We start from the raw sequence: 17,965 nt of genomic DNA on the forward strand, positions 1-17,965 counted from the left end.
CCGGTTCAGTTGCGTCGGCTCGGGGCGCGGGTGAGCAGTTCGGTCAGGGTCTCGGTGTCCTGCCGCAGCACTCCCCCGGCCGCCTCGCCCAGGGCAGACGCACCGGAACCGGAAGCCCCCGCACCGCCCGGCGCACCCGCAGACGCGCCGGAACCGGAAGCCCCCGCACCGCCCGGTGCACCAGCCCCTGCACCGCCAGCACCAGCACCAGCGGGCGCACCAGCCCCAGCACCAGCACCGCCCGGCGCACCAGTCCCCGCACCGCCCGGTGCACCAGCCACTGCACCGCCAGCACCAGCACCAGCACCTGCACCAGCACCAGCACCAGCACCAGCACCAGCACCAGCACCAGCACCAGCACCAGACTGCCCCCCGGACGGTGCGTAGCGGGCCACGTGCACGGCCCGGCCCAGCCGGGCAGCGGCCTGCTCGTGTTGCTGCTCGACGGGGATCCGCCCCTCCCGGGCACGCTCCACCAGAGCAGCCAGCGCCTCCTGCGGCGGCAGGGCGGGATCCAGCTGCAGGTGCACCGGGGGCCTGCCGTACCAGCCTGTCCAGCCCAGCCATCGCAGTCGCCGCTGCCGGGCCCGCAGGGCCGCCTCCAGCTGCGACCAGGCCAGGGCGGTGAGCTCACCCGGGCCCCTCGCAGCGGCCTCCGCCCAGCGCTGCTCCCGCACGGCCGCCTGCCTGCGCTGGGCCCACGTCACCGCGGCCGCCGCAGCGCCCAGGCCCAGCAGGCCCAACAGCACGCCCCAGGGCTGCCCCCCGGCGCCCTCGCCAGCATCCTGCCCGCTGCCCTGGCCGGCGTCGTCCGCGCCGGTGGTGGGATCCTCCGTCTCCGGGGTGGGTTCCGTCTGCTCCGCCTCGGGGGTCTCCTCCTCGGTGGGGGTGGCCTCCTGCTCGGGGGTGGGGTTTTCCTCGTCGGCGGTGCCGGCATCGGGGTCGGTGTGGGCGGGCGGGTTCACGCCGCTGGTGGCGGCCGGGGGCGTGGGCTCGAACGGGACCCAGCCGTGTTCGGGGCCGAACCACACCTCGGGCCAGGCGTGGGCGTTGTGGTTGGTGACCACCCAGGTGTCGCCGTCGCGCTGACCGGCGGTGAAGCCGATGACCACGCGCGTGGGGTACCCCTGGGAGGTCATCATCAGCGCGAAGGTGGCGGCGAACTGCTCGCAGTAGCCGATGCGGTCCTCGAGGAACGTCTCCACGGGGTCGGCCCCGGGCGGGGTGCGCACCGTCAGGGAGTACGCGAAGGAGGTGCGGAAGAACTCCTGGTAGGCCACGGCCGTGTCGTAGGCGTTCTCGGCCTGGGCCTCCTCGGCCAGACGATCCGCGAGATCAACGGTGACCTGCGGGATCTCCCCGGTGATCACCCCCATCTCCAGGGGCTGCCGGAGCTGATCAGCAGGGACGGCGCGCAGCTGCTCGGGAGTGGTCGGGCGCGGTTCGTGGGCGACGCCGTACTGGAACCCGTCGGTGCCGACGCCACCGAGGGTCTGCACCTGGCCGGGGTCACCGGGCACCACGGAGGTGCCGTCGACCATGGGGCCGAACAGGCCGCGCACGTTCTGCGGCATCGGCAGGGTGCTGCCGCCCAAGCCGGTGAGGCTGATCTCGGTGGAGACCAGGTGATCAGTGCGCGCGTCGCGAGGTTCGTGATCGGTCTGCAGGTCGGAGAAGGGGGCGGGAGCGCCGTCGGCCGCCGGGGGCATGCCGGGCCCGGTCACGAAGTCCCCGTCCTCGTACCGGTACATGGTGTGCAGGCGCAGGTAGGAGGGGTCCTCGTCGTCGGTGGTGTAGCGCAGCACCTCGTGCTCCTCACCCCGCAGCAGGTCCTGGCGCACCGAGACGCTGTCGTCGATCATCACCGGCCCCGGCGCGGGTACGTTCCTGCCCTGCCAGGAGTTGACCACGTCCAGGGACAGCGGGATCCGCGGCGGGGCCGTCTGCGGCAGGGCGCGGGACAGCGGCAGGGTGCTGCCCGCCACCAGCAGGCAGCACACGGCCACGGCCGCGGCGGTGCGGCCCCCGCGGGGCAGGGGCCCGGCCTGGGGGCGCTGATCACCCTCGAGGTAGGAGGGGTCGCCGTGCAGGGTGCGGGCGGTGAGGATCAGCAGCCCCGCCACCACCGGTCCCAGCAGGGTCCACCAGGGTCCCCCGGCGGGCTGCTGCAGGGCGGGCGCCAGCATGAAGCCCATCAGCACCAGGGCCGTGGGCGTGTGCCAGCCCAGGTCCAGGAACATCAGGTCCAGGCCCAGCACCACCAGGCTGATCAGCAGCAGCACCACCACCGCGCCCGGTCCCTGCAGGACCACCGGCGGCCAGCTCCCGGCGAGCTCCTGGAAGCCGGCGACGATGATGTCGCGCTGGGCCGTGATGATGCCGCGCGGCCCGCCGCCGATGGGGATCAGCCCCCGCAGCCGCTGCAGGGTGATGATCAGGCCCGACGCCACCGCCAGCTGCAGCAGCGGCACCAGCACGGAAGAGCGCAGCAGGATGCGCAGCAGCACCCCGGAGCCGATCACGCAAACCACGGCCATCGCGGTGAGCACGAACCAGCTGGAGCCCGCCAGCAGGATCGACAGGGGCGCCGAGGCGATCAGGATGCTCACGGCCAGCAGCAGCGCCCGGCGCAGGAGGTGGCTTCCGTGCAGGCCGGGGCGACCCAGCAGGGGGCTCATGTCGCCTCCCCCGGGCCGGCGGCGGTGAGCAGATCGCTCAGGGCATGGTCGACGTGACCGCGCACCAGCATCCAGCCGTTCACGGTGGTCGAGGTGGGGCCGGTACCACCGGCCTCGGGCAGCAGGGCGATGGCGGTGCGGTGGTGGGCGCGGCCGGCGAAGCGGTCCAGCTCGAGGCCGTCGAAGGGGGTGCCGTCGTCGATGCCGAGCGCCACCACCACCTGGGGGTGCCCGGTGGCGTGCTCGCCTCCCTGGGCGTGCCGCGGGGTGGGTTCGGAGTCCTCGAAGTCGAGGTCGGCCAGGGCCATCAGGGAGACCCGCTCCCCCCTCGCATCGGCCTCGCGGCCCAACAGGGAGGCGCCGGCGCGGTGGCGCTCGGCGCGGGTGATCTCATCGCCGTCGGCGTCCACCACCCGCACCTCCCAGCCGTGGGAGCGCAGCCCGGCCAGCACGGAGGCGGCGTGATCCACCAGGCGGTCCTCGGCCGCGATCAGGGCGGCCGACGGTGGCTGCTGGGCATGGGACCCGCCGGGCCGGGGCTGCTGCGCTCCATCTCTGCCGGGCCGGGGCGGCTGCACCCCATCTCTGCCGGGCCAGGGATGCTGCGCCCCATCTCTGCCGGGCCGGGGCTGCTGCGCCCCTCGCCCGACGGGCCCCGTCTGGTGCGGCTGGCTGCCGCTGCGGCGGTTGTCCAGCACGATCAGGGCGGTGCGGCCGACCGGCGGCTCGTCCTCCCGGGTCATCAGGGAGCCGGTGCGGGCGCTGGCCCGCCAATGGATGCGGCGGATGTCGTCCCCCGCCACGTAGGGGCGGGCGATGGGACCGATCTCGCCGATGCCCGGGGCGGTGGCGGCAGCCTGCTGGCCCTGGTGGGCGATGCCGGTGGCGCGGGCGGCGGCCGGGTCGATCTGCTCGGCGACGGGCAGGCCGATGATGCGGGCGTCGTCGTGGATGGTGCGGTCCAGGTGGAACATGCCGAACACGTCCCGCACCACGATGCTGAGCGCCCCCATGGGGTGGGTGCCGCGACGGGTCACGGTCAGGGCGTGCGGCATGCGGTGCGCCAGGGGGAGGTCGCCGCGGCCGCCGAGCTCCTCGGGCAGGTCCTCGCGCAGCACTGCGCGGCCCAGGGGGACGGTGGTGAGCAGGGCCTTCGGGGCCAGGTCAACCTGTATGCGGGCGCGGCTGCCGACCGGGACCACCTCGTCGACCACGCGGCGGCGCACGTGCAGGCCCACCAGGCTCAGCAGGATGCAGGCGCCGCCCACGGCCAGGGTGAGCAGCAGTGCGGCGGCGAGCACCCGGGCGGGCATCACGCGGGTGAGGTCGGCCAGGATCCACAGCGCCACAGCGCACACCGCGACCACGATCGCGCGCACCGTGGGCCGTATGGAGGTGGTGGTTCTCGCTGCACGGTCGCCGGTGCGCTCCCTTGGCTGTGCGGGGGGCGGTGCGTGGTGGCCCGGCGAGGGTGTCACGACACGGAGGTGGTGCGCAGCACCTGGTCCAGCAGGTCCCCGGCGCCGGCGCCGCGGGAGAGGGCCTGCGGGGTCAGGTGCAGCCGGTGGCGCCACACCGGCATGATCATGGCGCGCACGTCCTGGGGCTCGACGAAGGTGCGGCCGTCCATCGCGGCGCGCGCCTTGGCGGCCCGCACCAGGTGCACGGCGGCGCGGGGCGAGGCACCGAGGGTGACCTGGGGGTGGGTGCGGGTGGCCTCGGCCAGGCGCACCACGTACTCCAGCAGCGGCGGGGAGGCGTACACGCGGCGCACGTCGCGGATGTGACGGGCCATCGCCTCGGGGCTGGTGCGGGCGCGCACGGAGTCCAGCACCTCGCGGTCGCCCTCGCGCACGGGCCCGGTCTGGGCATCGAGCATCCGCACCTCGGCGCCGGCCAGCGGGTAGCCCATGGTGGTCTGGGCCAGGAAGCGGTCCCGCTGCGCCTCGGGCAGGCGGTAGGTGCCCTCCATCTCCACGGGGTTGGCGGTGGCCACCACCATGAACGGCTCGGACAGCGGGTAGGTGGCGCCGTCGACGGTGACCTGCCGCTCCTCCATGGCCTCCAGCAGGGCCGACTGGGTCTTGGGGGAGGCGCGGTTGATCTCGTCGGCCAGCAGCACCTGGGTGAACACAGCGCCGGGACGGAACTCGAACTCGCTGGTGGCCTGGTTGAACACGCTCGCGCCGGTGACGTCTCCGGGCAGCAGGTCGGGGGTGAACTGGATGCGGTGCTGGCGGGCGCCGAGAGCCGCGGCCAGGCACTTGGCGAGCATGGTCTTGCCCACCCCGGGGATGTCCTCGATCAGCAGGTGCCCGCCGGCCAGCAGCACCAGCACTGCGATGCGGGCCACTTCCGGCTTGCCCTCCACCACGGTGGTGATCTCCTCCACGACAGCCTGGGACTCCTCCGCGATCCGCTGGGCGGCACGCTCCGCGAGCGGTTCGTCCGACGCGGGGGCGGCGTTCTCGGCGCGCGTCGGCATGGGGTTGCCGACCATGGGGTCGGCGAGGTCAGCGCGGGAATCGCGGTGGGGCCCCGAGGTGGCCCCGGGGTGGTCGGGCTGGAGTTCGGCGTGGGGCAAGGACGGCTCCTGGGGACCGGGGCCGACGTGGCGTTCACGAGAAGTTCGTCCACGGATCGACGCATTGGGCGGACAACAGCGGCGCGTCCCCCTAGAGTATGGCTGAACCCCCTTCTTTTGCTGAGGAGTCTTCTGTGTCCGTTCGCCGACGAACCGCTCCCGCGCGCCTGGGCGCCGGCGTGATGCTCGCTGCTGCCTGCGTGATGGGACCGGCAGCCGCCAACGCCGCGCCGCTGGGTGGGGTGGCGCCGATGGAGACCGGTTGTGCCGCAGAGAAGATCGTTCTAGCACCGAACACAGTCAAGGCCGGCGAGATATTCAATGTCTCAGGGGACTGCTACGACGGCGTAACAGGAGTGAGCATCGCGGTCATCGGAGGCGGTGGGCAGACGACACACAAACCTGCGGAGGTAATCAACGGTCGCTTCAACACGCAGATCAGTGCTCCAGGTCCTGGCTCGTACAGGGTCAGTGTGCTGATTGACAGCCAGGAGCAGGCCAGCGCCACCTTGACTGTCGAGGAGGGCGAGGGCGGCGGCGGAGACAACCCCGGCGACGGCAACCCCGGAGACAACCCCGGCGGCGACAACTCGGACGACGACACCCCCGGCAGCGACAACCCGGACGACGACACCCCCGGCAGCGACAACCCGGACGACGACAACACGGGCGGCGACAACACGGGCACCGGCAACAACGGTGGCGGCACGGGCAACCAGGAGAACAAGCCGGGCACGACCCCGGGTAACTCCGCCCCCGAAACCGGTAGCCCGTCCACCCCGATCAAGGACTTCCCCGGCTCCAACAGCCCCGCTCCCTCGGCCAGTGGTCAGCAGCCCAGCTCCCCGCGGGCCGGCGCCGAACTGCCGGCCGCTCCCGAGACGGGAACTCGTGACTTCTCCGGCAGTGGGAAGTCCCAGCCCACCGCACCGCAGCAGCGCCTGGGTGCACTGTCCGTGACCCTGGGTGAGGCCCTTGCGGGTGCGTTCGGCAACTCGTCCGAGGCTACGGGCAGCAATGCTGAGGCGGCCGACGGCGGCGGTGAGCTGGCCAAGACCGGAACCGAGATTTCCGCGGCCGCCGCATTCACGGCACTGGCCATGGCTGCCGGTGCTGGGATGGTCTGGCTTCAGCGGCGCCGCAACGAGCGCTGAAGCACACGCCGTAGCCTCGTCGCACTCGAAAGGCACCGCTAGGCGGCTCAGGCCAGGCGACGCTCGCGCCCTCCACCCCGGTGCGGCGCTCAGGCCGCCTGGCACGCTCTGCCCCCGCGGGCAAGCTCAGGCTCCGTTGGCGTACGCCGGTTGGAGCCCGTGCCGAGGCCTGGTCGCGGCGTACCAGCCGGCGAACAGCAGCACGATGATCAGCACGTCCACCACGTCGCCGCCGTAGTACATCAGCTGTGCACCGCGCCGAGCATCGGCCGCATCCACCCCTGCCGGCGGGTAGGCGTACAGCCACTTGCCCAGCACGGAGTGCGCGGCGATGAACACGATCAGCACAACCGACCGCACCGCCATCGAGGACCGGTGCGGATCCGGGTCCGGCCCGATCAGCGAGGCGGTGAACAGGTAGCCGGCCAGCACGATGTGCACGTGCACCATCGCGTGCACCAGCACCGACTCGTGCATCAGCGTGTACAGCGTCGTGGTGTACAGCAGCCACAGACCCCCGGCGTTGAGCAGGGCCGCGACAGCTGGATGGGTGACCACCCGCACGTACGGGGTGCGCAGGATGCGGGTGAGGGCCCGCGCCCCTGCCACCGGCAGTGCCCGCAGGGCCAGGGTGATGGGGGCGCCCAGCACCAGCAGCAGCGGACCGGTCATGCCCAGCAGCAGGTGGGCCGCCATGTGGGCGGTGAAGCTCGCATGCGCTGCCTGCGCCAGTGGGCCCGCGATCCCCACCCCGACGCTCACCAGCCCCGTGTACCAGAACAGCGTGCGGCGCAGCGGCCAGGGGCTGCGGTCGCGGGCCGCCCACAGCGCCACCGCGTAGGCGAGCGCAGCGGCGAGGAGCACCACGACGGCCGCGATCTCGAACAGCACCCATCCGGCCGAGCTCGTGGCGTGACCGGTGTGATCGTGTCCCATTCCCGGGCTCTCAGCGGGAGGATGCGGCCGGGCGGGTGCGCCACAGCATCGCCAGGCCGATCAGCAACAGCACGATCGCCGAACCGATCCAGGCCACGTCGTAGGGCAGCAGGTCCACGCCGTAGCGGACCTGGTGGATGCCCAGGATCTTATGGTTGACCACCCCGTCGAACAGCTGGAAGAACCCGACTCCCGTGATCACCGCGGCGGTCCAGCGGGGCCAGGCCACGTGGCCGCGGCGCCGCACGTCGGCCAGCAGGAACAGGCCCCACACGGTGATGAACCAGGCGAAGGCGTGGAAGAACCCGTCGGCGGTCAGCGCCACCTGGGTGGTGGACAGGTCGTAGAAGTGGTGCCACTGCAGGCCCAGATGGAAGATGAACAGGTCGATCATGGCGGCGGCGATGCCGCAGCCGAACAGGAAGCCGGAGGCCACGGTGCGGCGGTCGGTGGTGCGTTGGGTGCGGGGCGGAGCGGCGGTGCCGCCGCCCGACCGCGTCTCAGCGGTGGACATTCACTGCTCCTCGGTGCGATGCGGATCCTCCTGGCTGCGGCCGGCGCTCTTGCGCAGGTTGCGGCCGCGCTCCAGATCCTCCTGGTACTTCTTCTCCTTCTTGTCGCTGGCCTTGGTGTCCCGGGCGGGCAGCTGGAGCTCCTCCTCGGCGGGCATGCCGGCCTGCAGCTCACGCCCGCGCTCGATCTCGCTGTCCACCTCCGCACCGAACAGCAGGATGGCGTTGATGATGTAGATCCACAGCAGCATGATGATCACGCCGGCCAGCGCCCCGTAGGTGGCGTTGTAGTTGCCGAAGTTGGAGACGTACAGGAAGAAGCCGAGGCTGGCCAGGACGGCCACGATGATGGCGAGCAGCGCGCCCAGGCTCATCCAGCGGAACTTGGGCTGCTGGACGTTGGGGGTGGCGTAGTACAGCAGCGCCACCGCCAGCACCACGATTGCGGCCAGCACGAACCACTTGGCGATGTTCCAGACGGCGACCGCTGCACTGCCCAGACCGATCGCGTCTCCCACGGCCTGCGCCACCGGGCCCGAGAGCACGAAGATCATCAACCCGATCACGCCCAGCAGCAGGAACAGGGCGGTCAGCAGGTACATCTGCACGTTCAGCTTGATCGCGCCGCGCCCCTCGGGCACGTCGTGGATGGTGTTCATCGCCCGGCCGAAGGCCTTGGTGTAGCTGGAGGCGGACCACAGGGCGGTGAGCAGACCGATGATCAGCCCCAGGCCCGCCGCGGGAGCGGTGAGGATCGATTCGAGGGCGGGTCGCACCGTCTGCCACATGTCCGCCGGGACGATGCCTTCGGCCTGGTCGAGCACCGCGGTCACCGAGGACTCGCTCTGTCCGAACAGGCTGAGGATCGACACCAGCGCGATCAGGGCCGGGAAGATCGACAGCACGGTGCGGTAGGTCAGTCCGGCGGCGAGATCGGTGCAGCCGTCCGCACTGAACTCCCGCACGGTGGTGCGCAGGATGTACTTCCAGGACGGTGTGGTGACCTCGGTGGGACTGTCGGGCTTGCGGTCGTCCTCGGGGTGGGGGGCGTCGGCCGGGTCGTCCCGGTGGCCTGTGGTGGTCGAGCTCATCGTCACGTCCTATCGCCAGGTGGCGGGCTTGAAGGTCTCCACCGCCGAGTGTAGGAGGGGCACGCGACAAAGCCCTGGGGTGAGCGACCGACCGGTCGATGACCATCCGGCCCCGCTTTTCCACGACTGCGGCCCGTATCCTCCTTCCCAGAACCGCGGCCGCGCCGAGCGGCACCGGGAACGGCGCGGCGCTGGCGGACGAGCCCGCGCACCCCTCGAGAGGAGCTGTCCATGAGCACTGCCTACCCGCCCCAGAAGCAGCCGGGCACAGAGCCGACCGTCGCGGACCTGGTGGACCGCATGACCGAGCAGACCACCCGCCTGGTGCGGGACGAGCTGCGGCTGGCCCGAGTGGAGTACACCGAGAAGGCCAAGCAGGGCGGCACCGCCGCCGGCCTGTTCGGCGCCGGGGCTGTGCTGGCCTGGTTCGGCCTGGGATGCCTCCTGGCGACCCTGATCCTCGTGCTCGCCCTGTTCCTGCCCGCCTGGGCGGCGGCCCTGATCGTCACCGTGGTCGTGTTCATCGCCGCGGGCATCGCCGCCCTGCTGGGGAAGAAGAAGGCGGAGGGCCTCACCCCCGTGCCGGAGCGCACCGTCGAGACCGTCCAGCGCGACATCGATGAGATCAAGGAGAGCATCTGACATGAGCACCAGCCATTCCCACCTGCCCGCCGACCACGACCCCGCCCCCCGCACCCGCGGCGGCGCACTGCCACCGGAACCGGGTGATGACGCATCGGCCGAGGAGCTCGAGACCGACATCGCCCTCACCCGGCGGGAGTTGGGAGAGACCGTCAGCGCGCTCTCTGACCAGCTCAACCCCAAGGTGCAGGCGCAGCGCCAGGTCGCGGACGTCAAGGGGCGGGCTCGCGACCGGGCCGCGCACCTGAAGGCGGAGGCCCTGGGCCGGGTCGAATCGGTCAAAGGACAGGCCCGCGAGCGGATCGACAGTCTGACATCGCGCGGCGACAACCGTTCCGATGCGGGTACCGCACCGGAGACCGTCCCCGTCCCGCCCGGTACCGTCACCGAGATCCGTGCTGAACGGACAACTGATTCTCGCACCGGTGCTGCTGCCGCGCCGGCCGTGTTCGTGGCCACCGGTGCCGCCACCGGTGCCCTGGCGGCCCTGGTCGCGCTGCTGGTGCGCCGGGATCACTGAACGCGGCCCGACGCCCACCGCCAGACCCACCCCCTGACGAAGGAGACCCCGATGGCCCACAAGAAGACCACCAGCACCTCCGCAAAGGTGCTGTACCGCCCGGTCGGCATCCTCAGCGGCGTGCTGAGCGGCGCCCTCGCCGGCATCGTGTTCAAGCAGGTGTGGAAGAAGGCGTCGCCGAAGTCCGTCGACGACGCCCCGTCCGCTCTGCAGTCCGAGTTCCCGCTGTGGGAGATCCTGGCGGCCGCCGCCCTGCAGGGAGCGCTGTACGCCACGATCAAGGCACTGATGGAGCGCGGCGGCGCACGTGCCTTCGAGCGCGTGGTCGGTGAGTGGCCCGGCGACTGACGCGGCTCATCCCCTACTGCGAGGCGGTGCGGCTGGCCTTGCCCCGGCTCATGGCTGCCGTGTCCACGGGGCCACGGCGTATCGTGCCCTCATGCGCATCGAGCTGAGCTCCGTGATCCCCCATCGGCTGGAGGACGTGGTGGCCTGGCATCAGCGGCCGGGCGCACTGGTGCGGATGATCCCGCCGGCGCTGGGCAGCGTCGAGGATCCTCGCCAGGGCGGCATCGAAAACGGCATGCGGGTGCGCACCCGCCTGGGTCCCGCGCAGCTGGGACGGATCCGCGCGGAATGGACCCTCGAGCACTGCGACGTCACGCAGGCCCCCACCTCCTTCTCCTTCGTGGATGCACAGGTGACCGGCCCGTTCCGCGCCTGGCGGCACCACCACCACATGGAGCAGACCGACGACGGTGCGAACACGCGGCTGCAGGAGACCATCGACCTCCGCCTGCCGCGAGGGGCCGGCATCGGCGAGCGCATCGCCGCTGGCCAGGTGCGGCGGATGCTGGACTTCCGGGCCGCGCAGCTGGAGCAGGATCTGGACCTGCATCGGCGCCTGGCAGGTGCGCCGCGCCTGACGGTGGCGGTGGCCGGGGCCTCCGGCTTGATCGGCACGCAGCTGACCGCGCTGCTGAGCACCGGTGGGCACCGCGTGCTGCGGATGGTGCGGGGCAGGCGGGCGGGCGAGGGGGAGATCGCGTGGGACCCGGCGGCCGGGGTGCTGGATCCGTCGGCCCTCGAGGGGGTCGATGCGGTGGTGAACCTGGCCGGGCGCAGCATCGCCACCCGGATGACGGCCCGCGCCAAGCACGAGATCCTGGCCTCCCGCACCTCCTCGTCGGGGCTGATCGCCCGCACCCTGGCCCAGCTGGCCCGCAGCGGGTCCGGGCCGCGCATTCTGGTGCAGGCCAGCGGCATCGGCTACTACGGGGCGAGGCGCCCCGGTGAGCTGCTCACCGAGGACTCCGCACCGGGCGAGGACGTGCTGGCGAACGTGTGCCGGGCGTGGGAGGAGCAGATGGCGCCGGCCGCCCAGGCGGGGGTGCGCACCTGCGCTGTGCGCACCGGGATCGTGCTGACCGATGCGGGAGGTGCGCTGGCACCGCAGCTGCCGCTGTTCCTGGCCGGTGTGGGCGGCCCGCTCACCTCACGGGACGCGGCGATCAGTTGGATCACCCTGGATGACATGGCGCGCAGCTACGTGCACGCCCTGCTCACCGACGCGCTCGACGGCCCGGTGAACGCGGTGGCCCCGCAGCCGACGACGGCCGGCGAGCTGGCCCGCACCCTGGGCAGGGTGCTGCACCGCCCCTCCGCCGTGCCGGTGCCGCCGTTCGGTCCGCGACTGGTGCTGGGCCGGGAGGGGGCACGCGCGATCGTGGAGACCGATCAGCGGGTGAGCGACGAGCGCCTGCGCGCCAGCGGCTTCCAGGCGGCGCACCCCGAGCTGGAGGGCGCCCTGCGGCACGTGCTGCGGCGCTGATCCGCACGGCCGGCCCCCGATAAGGGCCAATGCCGCGCGAACCCATTGTCATAGTGTGTGCCACACAGTATTGTGTGCTCCATGAACGATGTGTTCGATACCCACCTGCAGGAGCTGCGGCGCGGCACCGTGGTGCTGGCCTGCCTGCAGCTGCTGCGCTCCCCCGGCTACGGCTACGGGCTGCTGCAGGACCTCGAACGCCTCGGCTTCGCCACCGACGCGAACACGCTGTACCCCCTGCTGCGCCGCCTGGAGAAGCAGGGCCACCTCACCAGCGAATGGAACACCGAGGAGGCCCGGCCGCGGAAGTTCTACCGCACCTCCGCCACCGGCATCTCCCTGGCCGATGCACTCACCTCGGAGTGGACGGCGCTGACCGCAGCCATCGCATCCCTCACCCCCGGCTCCCCCACCCTCGCGACCGAGGAGGACTGATCATGCCCACACTGACCGAGCGCTACATCGCCGCCACCACAGCTTCGCTGCCGGCCAAGTCCCAGCAGGACGTGCGGGCCGAGCTGGGCGTGTCCATCGCCGACGCCGTCGAGGCCCGCATCGAGCAGGGCGAGGATCCGGCCGCCGCCGAGCGGGCGGTGCTCACCGAGCTGGGCGATCCGGCGGTGCTCGCGGCCGGCTATGCGGATCGCCCCCTGCACCTGATCGGCCCGCGCTACTACCTCACCTGGTGGCGCCTGCTGAAGGCGCTGCTGATCATCGTGCCGCTGTGCGCACTGGGCGGTGTCGCCGTCGCGCAGGCCCTGATCGGCTCCCCGGTGGAGACGATCATCGCCGAGTCGCTGGCCATCGCGCTCAGTGCCGCCGTGCACGTGTTCTTCTGGGTGACGCTGGTGTTCGTGATCCTGGAGCGCAGCGGCACCCAGACCGGTGGCGGCTGGGACGTGGACCAGCTGCCGCAGGCCCAGGATCCCGATGCCCGCCTCTCGGACGTGGTGGCCTCCCTGGCGCTGCTCGCGGTGACGGCCGCCGCGGTCCTGTGGGACGGCACCCGCGGCGTGGCGCACGTGCGCGGCGAGACGCTCTCGTTCCTGCATCCGCAGCTGTGGCCGTGGTGGATGGCGGCGCTGTTCGTGCTGTTCGCACTGGAGGCCGTGATCGCGGTGACGGTGTGGATCCGGCGGGGCTGGACGGTGCCCCTGGCGGCCGTGAACACCCTGGCCGCGCTGCTGGTGGTGAGCTGGACGCTGACCCTGCTGGGCCGGGGACTGCTGGTGAACCCCGCGTTCACCGAGGCCGTGCTCCTGGACAACGGTGTGGGTGCGGACGTGATGCGCATCCTCGGTGTGCTGCTGGGCGTGGGCGTGACGGCCATCGCGGGGTGGGATGCGGCCAGTGGATGGGTGAAGGCGCGGCGCTCCACCGGCCCGGCCCGCTGAGAACGACCCGGCCGCTCCGGGAGCGTGCTCGCCGAGCCGGCTGCGCACCGCGACTGACGACTCTGAGCCTCCGCCTCTCCCCAAAGACGGGGACCACCTGCTGGATCCCGGGACGTTGGCCCCGCCAGCGCGCACCACGAAGGACACGATCGTGTAACGAGTCAGGCTTCATGGACGCATGTCCGTTTCTGCGTAAGCGAATGGTTTAACTTGAAACCGGCTCAGGTTCCGTCGATGTTGACCAATGCCGCTCGTTCTAGACTGGCCGCTACTACCCCAGGTTGGCGACCGAAAGCACCTGGCCGCCCCAACTCTCCCGATGTTCGGGTAGCCCCGCGCGCCCGAAACCGTAGAAACAGGAGCTTTCACTATGTCTGCACCCGTTCCCCCGGAACCCAGCAACGCGCACCCGAATCAGCCCGGATTCGGCCCCGAGTACGGCGCCCCCTCCACACCGGGCGCCGGCAATGTCGCTCCGGCGCCCGCCGCCCCGCCGAAGAAGCGTGGCAAGGGCAAGTTCATCGCCGCGGGCTGCGGATGCCTTGCGATCCTGGCCATCGGTATCGCCGGATGTACCGCCCTCGTGGCTGGAGGCGGTGACGATCCCGACCCGACTCCTAGCGTGGAGGCGCCTGCGGACCCGTCCGAGGACACCGCCCCTGAGGAAGAGACGCCGGCCGAGGAGGAAACTCCTGCTGAGGACGATGCCCCCGCCGAGGAGGAAGCCCCCGCTGAAGAGGCGCCCGCCGAGGACGACGCCGCTGATAGCGACGTTCCTCAGGATCACAAGTCCGCACTGGAGCAGGCGAAGACCTACTCGGACGTGATGCACATGTCGAAGCAGGGCATCTACGACCAGCTGATCTCCGAGTACGGCGGACAGTTCTCCGAAGAAGCTGCGCAGTACGCCATCGATAACGTCGAGGCCGATTGGAACAACAACGCACTGGAGTCGGCGAAGGTCTACTCCGACACGATGCACATGTCGAAGCAGGGCATCTACGACCAGCTGATCTCGGAGTACGGGGACCAGTTCACCGAGGCGGAGGCGCAGTACGCAATCGACAACATCGACGCCGATTGGAAGCAGAACGCCTTGGAGAGCGCCCGGGTCTACCAGGATGAGATGAACATGTCCCCGGAAGCGATCCGGGACCAGCTCACTTCCGAGTACGGCGACCAGTTCACCCAGGAGGAAGCTGATTGGGCGATCGAGAACCTTGATAGCTGATCTGCTGCAGCGTTCATGACGAGGGGCCCTCCGTTCGCGGACGGCCCCTCGATCTGCACCCTCGCACGGAATGCAGCCGTTCACAGCCGAGCGGCCCCACAGGTCGTACCAGCCTGTGGCTCCGTCGAGCCGTTCTCACGCCCGTAGGATGGCCGGGTCCCCCTTCTCCCACTCCCGTCTTCGCGCCCTTCCCGCTGTCCACGCAGGTGTCGCAGCTGCGCACGGCCTTCTGGCACTTGCGGCACGGAGGGACGGAGCAGCAGCGGCTGTGGTGGAGCAGGCAGGAGTCGCGGCGCGCGAAGCCGTCGACGCTCACCAACAGGCCCGCGTCCCCGCGTCGCCGGCGATGGGCGCCTCGTGAACCTCCGCTTTGACGCCGCGCGGCGCGCCAGCCGTTGGCCGAGCTGGTCGAGGTGGGCGAGGCGACGGTGCGTGCGATGCGCGCGGAGTTCTTCCGGGAGGGGGCCGCCGCGCGCGGCCGACATGCTGCCGATGGGGCGCGGGTGGCCGACGGGAACTGCGCAGGCGGCGGAGCTCAGCCGATACGGGATTCAGCTCGTCTCTCGTCTGGTCGACCTCGAGAACCGACCGGACGCGGAGTCAGCTGGCCTGGGACTCCGCGGCGGTGCCCGGCTCGCCCGTGTTCGTGGCGGCGCGGGCTGGGCGGGCGACGATCGCCTCCAGCTGCTCGCGGAGCATGCGGGGACGGAAGGGCTTGGTGAGGTAGTCATCGGCGCCAGCCTCGAGGCCCCTGCGGGCATCGTCCTCGGTGGAGTGGGCCGAGAGCATCACGACGCGGCCCGAGACGATCCCGGTCAACTCGGTGACGACCTGGTAGCCCTCCATATCGGGCAGCCCCACGTCCACGAGGCAGAGATCGGGGCGGAGCGAGCGAGCGGCATCGATGCCCGAGCGTCCGTTCTCGACTACCGTCACGCTGTAACCGCCCCGCGTGAGGACGACTCGCAGCAGCAGGCGGATGTCGTCGTCGTCCTCGACCACCAGTGCGGTTCTCACGAGACCCCCTCGCGCAGTGCACGCGGCCTCTCCGCGCGCTCAGCGGCCCAGCGTACTGTCCATTTCTGCCTCCCCCCAGAGGCCGGATCACTCCGGTGTGCGCACGGCGTGAGAAGTCCGACACATCCCTTTCGAGGTGATTACGCACGGCCCGGAAGTGTCACTTCCCGGGCGGCGTTCCCGTCCGCCGGCCCCTCCCCCGCGATCGCGCTCGACATTGGGCAGGGGCAGCCTGCTGACGAACTGCGTCGGGACGAAGCGGGCCGCAGCTGCACCTCCCCCGTTCGATGTGATGTGGGCGGCACCGCTCCCGTTCACCCGCGCCAGAATCAGAAGATTCCGATAAGAAGATTCCGATAAGGAGCCCGTCCGGACGCTTCCCCGAGTCCCCGCGCTCTGAGAAAGGAGCACTCCGTGGTCGATCGACCCTCCGCCGCCACGCGCTTGGCGCTGGTCCTCGCGCCCACCTCGGGCACCGGGTCGAAGCAGCTGTACTTCGCGGGGCTGGTGGCCGGGTACACCCTGATGGTGGCCGTCTCCGCCGTGGAGATGGTGCTGGATCCACAGTTCCTTGCGGCGCTGGGCCTGATCGCCGTGACGACGGTGCTGGCCCTCGTGGGGCGCTGGGACAGCCGCCCGCTGGCCTGGGCGGCGCTGATCCCGGTGTTGGACATCGCGGGGGTCGCCCTGATCCGGGACCTGACGCGAGAAGTGTCGATGTCCGTCTCGCTGCTGGCGCTGATCCCGGTCATGTGGCTGTCCGCCCGTCTGCGCCGCACGGGCGTACTGATCTCGCTGTTCGCGGTCACCGTGGCGATCTCGGTGCCCGCGCTGGTGCGCGCCGGGGAACTGGACTCGATGATCCTGGCGCACGCGCTGCTGATGCCCCTCACGGTGCTGCAGATCGGCCTGCTCACCGAGGGGGCGCTGGGCCTGCTGGATCGGCGCAACGAGCGGCTGCAGAAGACCGTCGCGAAGCGGGAGACGATGATCGGCGAGCTCGACGCCTCCGCTCAGCTGCTGCAGAGCATCCTGGACACCGTGGACGTGGGCATCGTCGTCGTCGACGCGGACGGCCACGACATCCTCATGAACACCCGGCAGCGGCGGATCCACGCCCTCGCCACCCCGCCAGGGAACGACGACCCGGGCGAGGCGGAGCTGCTGCTGCGCTACCCGGGGACGTCGCTGCCGATCCCGGCAGACGAGCGCCCGGTGCGCAGGGCGGTGCTGCAGGAGTCCTTCACCAACTACCTGGTCGCGACGGGCCCGCCGGGTGAGGGCAGTGCCGCCTTCTCCGTCTCGGCGCGGCAGATCCTGGACCAGCGCGGCGAACGGGCCGGCGCGGTGGTGGTGTTCTCCGACGTCACCTCGTACCTCGAGACGGTCCGCTCGCAGGAGCAGTTCGTCGCCGCGGTGTCCCATGAGCTGCGCACCCCGCTGACATCGGTGATCGGCTACCTGGAACTGGCCCAGGACGACCTGGACCTCTCGAAGGAGACCGCGAGCTACCTGCAGGTCGCGCATCGCAACGCGGAGCAGCTGCTGGTGATCGTGGGGGACCTGCTGCAGGATCAGGTGAGCCGCTCCGGAAAGGAGAAGCTGGTGCTGCGGCCGGGCCGGCTCTCCGAGATCGCCGAGCATTCCGTGGAGTCCTTCGCGCTGCGCGCCGAGGAGGCCGGGATCGCCCTCATCTCGAATCTGCAGCCCACGCCGGAGATGCCGGTGGACACCGCCCGCATGCAGCAGGCCGTCGACAACCTGCTCTCCAACGCCGTGAAATACACGCGACGCGGCGGAACGGTCACGGTCGCCACCGGGATGATCGAGGGGCATGCAGAGCTGCGGGTCACCGACACCGGGATCGGCATGACCGCGCAGGAGCAGACCAACCTGTTCACCGACTTCTACCGCACCGAGACCGCCCGCAACAGCGACATCCCCGGCCACGGCATCGGCCTCTCGCTCACGCGGCGGATCGTCGTCTCCCACAACGGGCAGATCAGTGTCCGCTCCCAGCCCGGGGAGGGTTCGACCTTCCGGATCCGCTTCGCGGTGGAGTAGGGCGGGCATCGCGGTCCTTCGCAGGTGGGGCTGCGTCCAGGAGCAGGGCAGCGCGCGGGTCTGCGCCTACTATGTGGGAGTTCGCGTCCCCGGCCCGGAGGTCCCATGCCGTCCCCGCTCTCGACCCTGCGCAAGGCCCTGTGGCACTTCCGGCACGGAGGCACGGAGCAGGTGCGCTACGCGACCCGCACCCACGGCCGCTGCCGTCAGCCCCGCCATGCCTCAGCCCTCGCACCGAAGGTTCTGCCCCCTGAGCGTCCTGATGCGGAAGCTCAGCGGGCAGAACCCTGGGGCCTCCCGGTGTCCTCGCG

General features: G+C 71.3%; 16 protein-coding genes. 9 read left to right on the top strand and 7 right to left on the bottom strand.

What is annotated here, in order from left to right; translation table 11 throughout:
• Positions 1-5 precede the first annotated feature (5 nt).
• The 3 genes from M4D54_RS03550 to M4D54_RS03560 all read right to left on the bottom strand — a co-directional run bounded on the left by M4D54_RS03550 (position 6) and on the right by M4D54_RS03560 (position 5,262).
• Positions 6-2,678 carry a DUF3488 and transglutaminase-like domain-containing protein gene (locus M4D54_RS03550; protein WP_259890298.1) on the bottom strand — a complete coding sequence of 891 codons (2,673 nt, stop codon included), beginning with the start codon at positions 2,676-2,678 and terminating at the stop codon, positions 6-8.
• Complete coding sequence (locus M4D54_RS03555; RefSeq protein ID WP_259890299.1) at positions 2,675-4,057, bottom strand: DUF58 domain-containing protein; 1,383 nt, start codon at positions 4,055-4,057, stop codon at positions 2,675-2,677. The genes M4D54_RS03550 and M4D54_RS03555 overlap by 4 nt, the downstream gene beginning before the upstream one ends.
• Positions 4,058-4,152: 95 nt before the next feature.
• Positions 4,153-5,262, bottom strand: coding sequence for a MoxR family ATPase (locus tag M4D54_RS03560; protein ID WP_193866714.1), 1,110 nt, complete (start codon positions 5,260-5,262; stop codon positions 4,153-4,155).
• 473 nt (positions 5,263-5,735) lie between these two features.
• Here M4D54_RS03560 and M4D54_RS03565 point away from each other — a divergent pair, with 473 nt between their 5' ends.
• On the top strand, positions 5,736-6,416 hold the full coding sequence (locus tag M4D54_RS03565) for an LPXTG cell wall anchor domain-containing protein (protein WP_193866713.1): 681 nt from the start codon (positions 5,736-5,738) through the stop codon (positions 6,414-6,416).
• Positions 6,417-6,542: 126 nt separating this feature from the next.
• On the opposite strand, the gene M4D54_RS03570 is transcribed toward M4D54_RS03565, so the two are convergent.
• The 3 genes from M4D54_RS03570 to M4D54_RS03580 are packed head-to-tail and all read right to left on the bottom strand — an operon-like array spanning position 6,543 to position 8,955.
• Positions 6,543-7,352 (bottom strand): cytochrome c oxidase assembly protein, encoded by an 810-nt coding sequence (locus M4D54_RS03570; RefSeq protein ID WP_193866712.1) that lies wholly within the window; start codon positions 7,350-7,352, stop codon positions 6,543-6,545.
• Between the two features lie 10 nt (positions 7,353-7,362).
• A complete protein-coding gene (locus M4D54_RS03575) occupies positions 7,363-7,866 on the bottom strand; it encodes a DUF2243 domain-containing protein (protein ID WP_259890300.1) in 504 nt (167 codons plus the stop codon).
• Positions 7,867-8,955, bottom strand: coding sequence for a YihY/virulence factor BrkB family protein (locus M4D54_RS03580; RefSeq protein WP_193866710.1), 1,089 nt, complete (start codon positions 8,953-8,955; stop codon positions 7,867-7,869).
• A 231-nt stretch (positions 8,956-9,186) separates the two neighbouring features.
• Here M4D54_RS03580 and M4D54_RS03585 point away from each other — a divergent pair, with 231 nt between their 5' ends.
• The 7 genes from M4D54_RS03585 to M4D54_RS03615 all read left to right on the top strand — a co-directional run bounded on the left by M4D54_RS03585 (position 9,187) and on the right by M4D54_RS03615 (position 14,573).
• Positions 9,187-9,597, top strand: a complete 411-nt coding sequence (locus M4D54_RS03585; protein WP_017823151.1) for a phage holin family protein — start codon at positions 9,187-9,189, stop codon at positions 9,595-9,597.
• Position 9,598: 1 nt separating this feature from the next.
• Positions 9,599-10,117 (top strand): DUF3618 domain-containing protein, encoded by a 519-nt coding sequence (locus tag M4D54_RS03590; RefSeq protein WP_228020051.1) that lies wholly within the window; start codon positions 9,599-9,601, stop codon positions 10,115-10,117.
• Positions 10,118-10,168: 51 nt separating this feature from the next.
• Positions 10,169-10,465, top strand: a complete 297-nt coding sequence (locus M4D54_RS03595) for a DUF4235 domain-containing protein (protein ID WP_193866709.1) — start codon at positions 10,169-10,171, stop codon at positions 10,463-10,465.
• Positions 10,466-10,556: 91 nt separating this feature from the next.
• The gene (locus tag M4D54_RS03600; RefSeq protein ID WP_259890302.1) at positions 10,557-11,948 is read left to right on the top strand and encodes a TIGR01777 family oxidoreductase; all 1,392 of its coding nucleotides are present in this window, start codon (positions 10,557-10,559) and stop codon (positions 11,946-11,948) included.
• A gap of 81 nt (positions 11,949-12,029) precedes the next feature.
• On the top strand, positions 12,030-12,383 hold the full coding sequence (locus M4D54_RS03605) for a PadR family transcriptional regulator (protein WP_193866707.1): 354 nt from the start codon (positions 12,030-12,032) through the stop codon (positions 12,381-12,383).
• Between the two features lie 2 nt (positions 12,384-12,385).
• Entirely contained in the window at positions 12,386-13,342 is a 957-nt protein-coding gene (locus M4D54_RS03610; protein WP_259890304.1) for a permease prefix domain 1-containing protein, read from the top strand.
• 370 nt (positions 13,343-13,712) lie between these two features.
• The gene (locus M4D54_RS03615) at positions 13,713-14,573 is read left to right on the top strand and encodes an Ltp family lipoprotein (RefSeq protein WP_259890305.1); all 861 of its coding nucleotides are present in this window, start codon (positions 13,713-13,715) and stop codon (positions 14,571-14,573) included.
• Positions 14,574-15,173: 600 nt separating this feature from the next.
• On the opposite strand, the gene M4D54_RS03620 is transcribed toward M4D54_RS03615, so the two are convergent.
• Positions 15,174-15,590, bottom strand: coding sequence for a response regulator transcription factor (locus tag M4D54_RS03620; protein WP_259890306.1), 417 nt, complete (start codon positions 15,588-15,590; stop codon positions 15,174-15,176).
• Positions 15,591-16,004: 414 nt separating this feature from the next.
• Here M4D54_RS03620 and M4D54_RS03625 point away from each other — a divergent pair, with 414 nt between their 5' ends.
• Positions 16,005-17,654 carry a cell wall metabolism sensor histidine kinase WalK gene (locus M4D54_RS03625; RefSeq protein WP_259890307.1) on the top strand — a complete coding sequence of 550 codons (1,650 nt, stop codon included), beginning with the start codon at positions 16,005-16,007 and terminating at the stop codon, positions 17,652-17,654.
• Positions 17,655-17,965: the final 311 nt, after the last annotated feature.

The sequence above is a fragment of the Brachybacterium sp. p3-SID1565 genome (assembly GCF_025143785.1).
In the GTDB taxonomy this organism is placed as follows: domain Bacteria; phylum Actinomycetota; class Actinomycetes; order Actinomycetales; family Dermabacteraceae; genus Brachybacterium; species Brachybacterium epidermidis.

Excerpts from the sequence above, each read along its gene's own strand:
- M4D54_RS03550 (WP_259890298.1), bottom strand. The coding sequence starts at position 2,678 with ATGAGCCCCCTGCTGGGTCGCCCCGGCCTGCACGGAAGCCACCTCCTG.
- M4D54_RS03570 (WP_193866712.1), bottom strand. The coding sequence starts at position 7,352 with ATGGGACACGATCACACCGGTCACGCCACGAGCTCGGCCGGATGGGTG.
- M4D54_RS03575 (WP_259890300.1), bottom strand. The coding sequence starts at position 7,866 with ATGTCCACCGCTGAGACGCGGTCGGGCGGCGGCACCGCCGCTCCGCCC.
- M4D54_RS03580 (WP_193866710.1), bottom strand. The coding sequence starts at position 8,955 with ATGAGCTCGACCACCACAGGCCACCGGGACGACCCGGCCGACGCCCCC.
- M4D54_RS03585 (WP_017823151.1), top strand. The coding sequence starts at position 9,187 with ATGAGCACTGCCTACCCGCCCCAGAAGCAGCCGGGCACAGAGCCGACC.
- M4D54_RS03590 (WP_228020051.1), top strand. The coding sequence starts at position 9,599 with ATGAGCACCAGCCATTCCCACCTGCCCGCCGACCACGACCCCGCCCCC.
- M4D54_RS03595 (WP_193866709.1), top strand. The coding sequence starts at position 10,169 with ATGGCCCACAAGAAGACCACCAGCACCTCCGCAAAGGTGCTGTACCGC.
- M4D54_RS03600 (WP_259890302.1), top strand. The coding sequence starts at position 10,557 with ATGCGCATCGAGCTGAGCTCCGTGATCCCCCATCGGCTGGAGGACGTG.
- M4D54_RS03605 (WP_193866707.1), top strand. The coding sequence starts at position 12,030 with ATGAACGATGTGTTCGATACCCACCTGCAGGAGCTGCGGCGCGGCACC.
- M4D54_RS03610 (WP_259890304.1), top strand. The coding sequence starts at position 12,386 with ATGCCCACACTGACCGAGCGCTACATCGCCGCCACCACAGCTTCGCTG.
- M4D54_RS03615 (WP_259890305.1), top strand. The coding sequence starts at position 13,713 with ATGTCTGCACCCGTTCCCCCGGAACCCAGCAACGCGCACCCGAATCAG.